Origin of the sequence: Streptomyces sp. 8L, from assembly GCF_020176795.1 — a bacterium.
In the GTDB taxonomy this organism is placed as follows: domain Bacteria; phylum Actinomycetota; class Actinomycetes; order Streptomycetales; family Streptomycetaceae; genus Streptomyces.
Map to the genome: position 1 here is coordinate 1 of NZ_JAIUKE010000096.1, position 7,977 is coordinate 7,977.

The window sequence follows — 7,977 nt, forward strand, 5'->3', positions numbered from 1 at the left end:
CCCGGCGGGTGTTGTGGGGGTGCGGTGGGGGGTCCCGTGCGCCACGGGGGGGTCCGCCCGGGGGGCCCGGGGGGGGGGGGGGCGGGCGGGGGGGCGGGGGGGGGCCCCGCCACGACGGGGCCGCGGGCCGGAGCGCCACCGGATGTACGGCCAGGCCCTAGGCGGCCTCTCCGGCCGTCTCCAGTTCGGTCTTGAAGAGGTCCCACAGCTCGCGGTAGAGCTCGGAGAAGTCCGGGCGGTCGACGAGCGAGACCACGTCGCGGGGCCGTTCGATGGGGATGGGAAGCACGGTGCGCACGGTGCCGGGGCCCTTGGACATCACCACGACCTCGTCGGCCAGGGAGATCGCCTCGGTCAGATCGTGCGTGACGAAGACGAGGGTGCCGCGCTGCCCCTCCCAGAGGTTGAGCAGGTCCTGCTGGAGCTTGAGCCTGGTGATCGCGTCGAGCGGACCGAACGGCTCGTCCATGAGGACGATGGAGGGATCGTAGATGAGGGCGCGGGCGATGGCGCACCTCTTCTGCATGCCGCCGGAGAGCTCCCGCGGGTAGTGGTCCTCGAATCCGGTGAGCCCGACCACCCGCACCCAGTGGGCGATACGGTCGGCGCGCTCGTCCTTGGGCACGTCGCGGAATTTGAGGGCGAGTCCGATGTTCGCCCTGACGCTGAGCCACGGCAGCAGATGGGCGGCCTGAGTGACGTACGCCGCCTCGGAGTTGACTCCCGTGATGCGCTGCCCGTTGAAGTGGACCTCGCCCCTGGTGGGCTGGAGGAGGCCGGTGGCCAGGTTGAGCAGGGTGCTCTTGCCGCATCCGCTCGGTCCGATGACGGCGACGAACTTGCCGCGCGGCACGGCGAAAGAGACGTCCTGGATCGCCGGCCGGTGACCGCCGGGGAACTCCAGCGTGACGTTCTCGAACCGGAGCGCGTCCTCGGACACGTCGGCGGGTTCCTGCACGATCGACATCGCGTCTCCTCGACCGATCTGCGGAGGCCGGGCGCGGGGGCGCCCGTCGGGTTGCCGGACCACGGTCGCCGCCTCGCGAGCGGCTCGGCCCGAACGGCGTGGGCACTCCGCGGGCCGGACCGGGAGCTCCGGGGACCGAGGGCGGATATGCCTTACACACGATCAAGCATTGTCCAACAATGTAAGCCGAACGTATCACCGCAGGAAGGGGGCAGCAAGAGTCTGCTTCCATATAGGTGCGGGTAACTGGGCCGTCGCCCCGGCGGGGTGGATCTAAATCGTCAAACAATCCAAGGAAACGGCGACCAGCGGGGAGTGGCAGCGCCCAGAGCCGCGTACTGCCTCAGCCTGCGACCCGGCGCGGCAGCGCGGCACGGACCCGTGCGACGAGTTCCGGCCTGTCGGCGCGGGAGAGGATGACGCCCTGGGTGGAGTCCGCGCACCGGGCCGCGGCCTCCACCGCGAGGTGTTCCGCCTCCAGCGCCGCCTTGCCGCCCGCGCGGGCGAGCCGCTCGACGAGTCCGCCGGGCAGGCATCCCTCGGGCAGCTCGCGCCGGAGGGACTCCGCCTCGGCGGCGGAGCGCAGGGGGTGCACGGTGGCGAGCACCGGCACGGCCCCGTCCACCACGTCGAGCAGTGGTTCGAGGGCCCGCTGCGTGTAGACGGGGCTCGTGACGACGAAGTGGGCGCCCGCGTCGATCTTGGTACGGATTCGTGTGCGGTCCGCGGCGGAGAGGCGGGGCACCGCCCTGATCCGCACCCCGATGTCGAAGCGGGTGGCCGCGTCGAGGCGCAGCCCGTACCTGTCACGCCCCTCGTTCAGCCCGCGGAGCAGTTCGATCAGGCCGACGGCGTCGACCGTCCACCGGCCGTCCGCGCGTGCGCGGTCCCCGCTGGGCGGCGGGGCGCCGCTGCCGCACACGAGCCGGGTGATGCCGCGGGCGTGCCCGCCGAGCAGATGCGCCTGGAGGGCCATGACGGTCCTGCTCCACGTGGTCACGGTCGCGAGGGCGGGCACCGCCGCCTTGCGCAGGCAGGCCGCCGCAAGGTCGATGGACTGGTTGGTGCTGGTGTACCGGGACCGCTCGGGCCCCGACGTCGCGGTCACGATGAAGTCGGCGCCGGCCGCGCGCACCGCGCCGGCCGCGCCCGCGGCGGCGTCCCTGTCCCCCGCCTCGGGCACCACGTAGGCGCCGAGGACGGGTGCGCCCCGGGAGCTCAGGACATCGCGCACGCGTTGCCTCCCAGTCCGTTGACGATCTCCAGTGCCACCTGCGCCGCCAGCCGGTCGGCGTAGGAGCCGAGGTCGAGACGAGCGATCTTCTCGGCTCTGTGGATGCGGTAGGCCACCGTGTTCGGATGCGTGTGCAGCAGGGCGGCGGCCCGCCGCGGACTGCCGTTCTGCCGGAAGTACGCGGTCAGTGTGGCGCAGTAGTCGGTGCCGTTCGCCCGGTCGTGGTCGATCAGCTCCCCCAGTACGTCCCGTGCGAAACCGCCGAGTTCACCCGGGTCACGGACCTGGGCGAGCAGGCGGTGCACACCGAGCTCGGCGAAGACGACCACGCCGGGGAGCCCCGGCATCAGGCGGCCCACGTCGACGGCGCGGCGTGCCTCGCCGTACGCCGTGCTGATACGGGCCGCGCCGGTGTGCGGATCTCCGAGACCGGCGATCACCCGGACGCCCGGGAAGCGCCCCGCCACGACGTCGTGGCACATCCGGGCCAGTGCGGTGAGCTGTCGGGCGAGTTCGCCGTCGTCCTCGCCTGGCACGAGCGCGACCACCTCCGTGCCGCGGTTGACGACGGCCGCGGCGGGAGCGCGGGAGGCGATCATGTGTTCGACGGCGTCGCACGCCGCGGGCGCGGGAGGGCCGCCGGCGGCGTCGAGCGCCACCACGAGGACGCGGTGGCGCTGCTCGGGGTCGATGCCGAGGTGCCGCGCCCACGCCTCCGTGTCCCCTTCGGCGCGGTCGCCGACGAGCACCAGCCCGTCGAAGAGCTCCCGCCTCGCGCGCCCCGCCGCGACGGCGACGACCCGGCGCCGGCCGAGGATCACCGCGCACACCATGGCCGCGTGCTCCGTCACCATGATCCGGGCGTCCTCGCCGGTCTCGTCGGCATCGTGCCCCGCGGTGACGAGGTAGGCGACCGAGTCGTCGCCGACGAGTACGGGCGCCACCACGACCGAGACCGCCGACGCCCCGGCCGCGGGCAGCGACAGGGCCCTGCGCATCCGGGCCGCGGCGGCGACCAGCTGCGACACGGCCTCCGGGTCGCTTTCCAGCACCTTCTCCAGCCGCGCGCCGGCCCCGCGCGCGGTCGCGCACTCGGCCAGGACCGCCAAAGTCTCGTCGACCACCCCGGCCCAGACTCCGGCGCGTTCGGCGACCACGGACACGACGCGCTCCAGGTCGCAGTCGGTCGTCGCCAGGCTGGAGAGCTCCCCGCACAGGGCCATGACCTGGCGGAGGTCGGTGAAGTCCTCGTGTGCCGCGGCCATCAGGACCGGTGCTCCCGCCCCGGCCCGCGCGGGGCGGCGCGCGTGCCGGTGCCGGTTTCCGCGAACCAGCCGGGAGGCGGCGCGGCACGCGTCCCGGCGCCGGTTTGCGCGAACTGGCCGGGAAGCAGTGGTCCGCTGCCCGGCACAGGGGCGCGCGGCACGTCGAACCGATGCAGGAACCTCACCTCAGCCTCGACGGCGTGGATGGACTGGCTCACCGAGCGCGCCGTCGCGCGGCGGCTGCGAAGCCCTGCCCGCGCGAGTCCTCCCGCGCGACGGGGCCGCGATCCGGCCCGGCCCGCGACGCGGAGCACGCTCTTTCGGGACGTTAACACGCCGCCCGGTCGCGGGGCAGAGGACAGCGGCCCGGAGCCCGGCGGGGCGGCCCGGGCCACGCACCCGCCTGTGTTCCGCCACAACAACGGCACACACCGATTTGGTCCCCGGGACCATGCGGCCCGCCCACCGCCTCTGCGAGCGTGGTCACGGCCCGCCCGGCGCGGTTGTTCCCCCGGGCAGCGGCCCGGCCGACCCCGGCCCTCACCCCCTCGGCTGAAAGGCCCACCGTGGACAACGTGGCAGCAGTGGAAAAGAAGACACCCGAGAGCCTCCAGGCCGCGGTCGACCGCGTCGGGAACCCCGTCGACCTCATGCGCGACCAGCCCCGGCGGGCGTTCTCGCACGGCTTCGGCTTCGTGCCTGGCGAATTCACCAACTGGCGTGAGGAGGCGCTCGCCTGGCACACCTCGTGCGCTCTCCTCGACCAGTCGCACCACATGGTCGACCTGTTCGTGCAGGGTCCCGACACCGTGCGGCTCCTCGAACATCTCGGTGTGAACAGCTTCGCCGGCTTCGGCAAGGACAAGGCCAAGCAGTTCGTCACCGTGAACGAGCAGGGCCACTACATCGGCGACGCCGTGTTGTTCGGCCTCGACGACACCTCCGTCGACCTCGTCGGGCGGCGCACCGCGCTCGACTGGGTCGAGTACCACGCGCAGAGCGGCGACTGGGACGTCACCGTCGAGCGCGACCCGCAGTCGGTCGAGCGCGGCGGCCGGCCGCCCAGGCTCTACCGGTACGAGATCCAGGGCCCCTCGGCGGGCCCGCTGGTCGAGAAGCTGACCGGCGCCCCGGTGCCGGACGTGAAGTTCTTCGGCATGACCACCCTGTCCATCGCGGGCCGCCGGGTGCGCGCGCTGCGGCACGGCATGGCGGGCCAGGTCGGGTTCGAGCTGTTCGGCCCGTGGGAGGAGGGCGCCGAGGTCTACGAGACCATCCGGCGCGCGGGCGAGGAGTTCGGCCTCATGCAGGTCGGCTCCGTGGCGTACTCCACGGCCAACCTGGAGTCCGGCTGGATTCCCGGCCCGATGCCGGCGATCTACGGCGACGACCTCGCGGCGTACCGTGCCTGGCTGCCGGCCGGCAGCGCGGGCTCGCTCGGCGGCAGCATGAACACGCGGGACGTCTCCGACTACTACGTCACGCCCTACGACCTGGGCTACGGCCGGCTCGTCAAGTTCGACCACGACTTCGTGGGCCGCGACGCGCTGCGCGCCCGCGCCGAGCAGCCGCACCGGCACAAGGTGACTCTCGTGTGGAACCCCGACGACATCGCCCGGGTGTTCTCCTCGCTGTGGACGCCGGGGCCGACGTTCAAGTACTTCAGCATCCCCAAGGCGCGCTACGGCCAGTTCCAGATGGACACCGTGCTGGCCGGCGGCCGGCCGGTCGGCATCTCCATGGACTGCGGCTATGTCGTGCGGGACCAGGCCGTCGTCTCGCTCGCGGTCGTGGACGAGGCGGTGGCGCGCCCGAGTACGGAGGTGCGGGTGGTGTGGGGCGAGAACCCGGTCTCGGCGAAGCCGTCCGTCGAGCCGCACGAGCAGTTCGAGATCCGCGCGACGGTGGAGTCCGCGCCGCTCGCCCGGTTCGCGCGGACGAAGTACCGCACCGCCTCCCAGGTCTGACCCCTCGCCGTGCGCCGGCCGAGGTCCAGCGGACCGGGACGCGTTCGCCTCCCCGCCTCGCGTCCCGGCCCGGCTCCCGGACGCCCACCCCGTCACAAGGAGCAGCATGACTTTCGGCAGCCCCACGCCCGCGGCGGTGAACGCGCCGCTGCTCGACGACTTCTCCCTGGAGATGACCGGCAAGGACATCCGGGCCCTGGAGGAGTCCGCCGCGACGATCCCGCCGGGGACCCGCGTCAACGTCACCTTCCTCGGCACCGAGGCGCCCGCCGTACGGCTCGCCGCCGCCCGCACCGCGCGGAGCCTCGGGTTCGTGCCCGTGCCGCACATCTCGGCCCGGCGGCTCGGATCGCGGCGCGAGTTCGAGGAGTTCCTCGCGGCGCTGCGGGCCGACGGCGCGTGCGACGACGTGTTCGTGGTCGGCGGCGACCCCGCCAGTCCCCGGGGTCCCTACCCGGACGCCCTCTCCCTGATCGGCAGCGGACTGCTCGAACGGTACGGTGTACGCCGCGCCGGTGTCAGCGGCTATCCCGAGGGGCACCCGGCCATCCCCGAGCCGGTCCTGTGGTCGGCGCTCCGCGACAAGGACAGGGCTCTCGCCGCACGCGGTCTCGACGGCGACGTCATCACCCAGTTCGGGTTCGACGCGCACGCGGTCCTCACCTGGATCGCGGAGGTGCGCGGGCACGGCATCACGCTGCCCGTCCGCGTGGGGGTGCCGGGACCGGCCGGCGTGCGGCGGCTGATGTCGTACGCCACCCGCTTCGGCGTCGGCACCAGCACCTCCATCGCCAAGAAGTACGGCCTCTCCCTCACCAACCTCATGGGCACGGCGGGCCCCGACCGCTTCCTGCGCACCCTCGCCGACGGCTACCAACCGGAGCTGCACGGCGAAGTCAAGATCCACTTCTACACCTTCGGCGGGCTCGGGGCCACGTCCCGGTGGGTCGCTGCCTTCAGGAAGGAGTCCCTCGCATGACCACGACACGGACGAGGCCCGCGCCTCGGCCGGCCGCCGGGGCGGCGGCGCCGCTCCCGCAGGCTTCGCTCGTCGTCCAGGGCACCGACGCCACGGGCATCGTCGCCGCGGTGACGACCGCCCTGAGCCGGCACGGCGCCAACATCGTCTCGCTCGACCAGTACGCGGACAGCCCGCGCCACGGGACGTTCTTCCAGCGTGCGGTCTTCGGCATGGAGGACCTGGTGGCCGTCCTGCCCGCGGTCCGCGCCTCCCTGGACGAGCTGGCCAGGACGTACGGACTCGCCTACCGGCTGCGGGACCTGTCGGCGCGTCGACGGGCCGCCGTCTTCGTCTCCAAGTCCGACCACTGCCTGCTCGACCTGCTCTGGCGGCACCGTCAAGGACAACTCCCGGTCGACATCCCCATGGTGGTGTCGAACCACCCCGATGCCGCCGAGCAGGTGCGCTCGTTCGGCATCCCGTTCTTCCACGTCCCCTCGGCGGGACCCGACAAGTCGGCCGCCGAGACCGAGCACCTGCGGCTGCTCAAGGGCAATGTCGACTTCATTGTCCTCGCCCGCTACATGCAGATCCTGAGCTCCGACTTCATCGACGAGGTCGGAGTGCCCATCATCAACATCCACCACTCCTTCCTCCCCGCCTTCATCGGCGCCGGCCCGTACGCCAAGGCCAAGGAGCGCGGCGTCAAACTCGTCGGCGCCACCGCCCACTACGTCACCGCCGACCTCGACGAGGGCCCGATCATCGAGCAGGACGTCGTCCGCGTCACCCACGCCGACACCGCCGCCGACCTCGCGCGCCGCGGCGCCGACGTGGAACGGGCCGTCCTCTCCCGCGCGGTCCTCTGGCACGCCGAGGACCGCGTCATCCGCAACGGCAACCACACCATCGTCTTCAGCTGAGGCGACTTCAGCCGAGGCGACTTCCGCTGAGACGTCTTCGGCCGAGACGTCTTCAGTTGAGGCGCCGTCCCCCGAGGCACCGCCCCCGTCACACCGGAAGAAAGCGGTACGCCACCATGACACTGCTCATCAACGGCGAGGACATCGCACGGCGGGTCCGCGAGCGGGTCGCCGGGCGGGTGGCCGGGGCCGCCGCGAACGGCCGGGTGCCCTGCCTCGCGACCGTACTGATCGGGGACGACCCGGCCGGCGCCGCCTACGCCGCCGCGCAGCTCAGGGCGGTACGCGCGGCGGGCCTGCGCGACGCGCATTACAGGTTGCCCGGGCACGTCTCCCAGCCGGAGGCCGCCGCGCTCCTCGACACGCTCGCGGCCGACCCGGAGGTCTCCGGCATCCTGCTCCACCTGCCGCTGCCGCCGCACCTCGACAGCGCCTCGCTGATCGACCGCATCCCGGCGGCCAAGGACGTCGACGGGCTGACCGCCGTGAGTGCGGAGCGCCTGGCACGCGGCGGGCGCGGGCTGCGGCCCTGCACCCCGAGCGCCGTGGTCCACCTGCTCGACGCCGAGGGCGTACCGCTGAGAGGCGCCCGCGTCACGGTCGTGGGCTGGGGCGCGGCGGTCGGCCGTCCTCTGGTGCCGCTGCTGCTGCGGCGCGGGG

The 7,977-nt window shown here is 73.1% G+C and carries 8 protein-coding genes; 4 read left to right on the forward strand and 4 right to left on the reverse strand.

All coding sequences use genetic code 11. From position 1 onward, the window contains the following. Positions 1-157: 157 nt before the first annotated feature. The 4 genes from LCE31_RS10285 to LCE31_RS10300 all read right to left on the reverse strand — a co-directional run bounded on the left by LCE31_RS10285 (position 158) and on the right by LCE31_RS10300 (position 3,684). Positions 158-967 (reverse strand): ABC transporter ATP-binding protein, encoded by an 810-nt coding sequence (locus LCE31_RS10285; protein WP_225013861.1) that lies wholly within the window; start codon positions 965-967, stop codon positions 158-160. A gap of 343 nt (positions 968-1,310) precedes the next feature. Continuing rightward, on the reverse strand, positions 1,311-2,201 hold the full coding sequence (locus LCE31_RS10290) for a methylenetetrahydrofolate reductase (protein ID WP_225013862.1): 891 nt from the start codon (positions 2,199-2,201) through the stop codon (positions 1,311-1,313). Beyond that, positions 2,186-3,466 (reverse strand): PucR family transcriptional regulator, encoded by a 1,281-nt coding sequence (locus tag LCE31_RS10295; RefSeq protein WP_225013863.1) that lies wholly within the window; start codon positions 3,464-3,466, stop codon positions 2,186-2,188. The genes LCE31_RS10290 and LCE31_RS10295 overlap by 16 nt, the downstream gene beginning before the upstream one ends. Then, the gene (locus LCE31_RS10300) at positions 3,466-3,684 is read right to left on the reverse strand and encodes a hypothetical protein (protein ID WP_225013864.1); all 219 of its coding nucleotides are present in this window, start codon (positions 3,682-3,684) and stop codon (positions 3,466-3,468) included. The genes LCE31_RS10295 and LCE31_RS10300 overlap by 1 nt, the downstream gene beginning before the upstream one ends. A 357-nt stretch (positions 3,685-4,041) precedes the next feature. Here LCE31_RS10300 and LCE31_RS10305 point away from each other — a divergent pair, with 357 nt between their 5' ends. The 4 genes from LCE31_RS10305 to LCE31_RS10320 form a co-directional block, all read left to right on the forward strand. Beyond that, positions 4,042-5,433, forward strand: coding sequence for an aminomethyl transferase family protein (locus LCE31_RS10305; RefSeq protein ID WP_225013865.1), 1,392 nt, complete (start codon positions 4,042-4,044; stop codon positions 5,431-5,433). Between the two features lie 106 nt (positions 5,434-5,539). After that, the gene (locus tag LCE31_RS10310; protein ID WP_225013866.1) at positions 5,540-6,412 is read left to right on the forward strand and encodes a methylenetetrahydrofolate reductase; all 873 of its coding nucleotides are present in this window, start codon (positions 5,540-5,542) and stop codon (positions 6,410-6,412) included. After that, positions 6,409-7,317 (forward strand): formyltetrahydrofolate deformylase, encoded by a 909-nt coding sequence (purU, locus tag LCE31_RS10315; RefSeq protein WP_225013867.1) that lies wholly within the window; start codon positions 6,409-6,411, stop codon positions 7,315-7,317. Before LCE31_RS10310 ends, purU begins: the two co-directional genes overlap by 4 nt. 116 nt (positions 7,318-7,433) lie before the next feature. Continuing rightward, positions 7,434-7,977 (forward strand): tetrahydrofolate dehydrogenase/cyclohydrolase catalytic domain-containing protein (locus LCE31_RS10320; protein ID WP_308042237.1); only part of this gene is annotated, 544 nt, incomplete at its 3' end.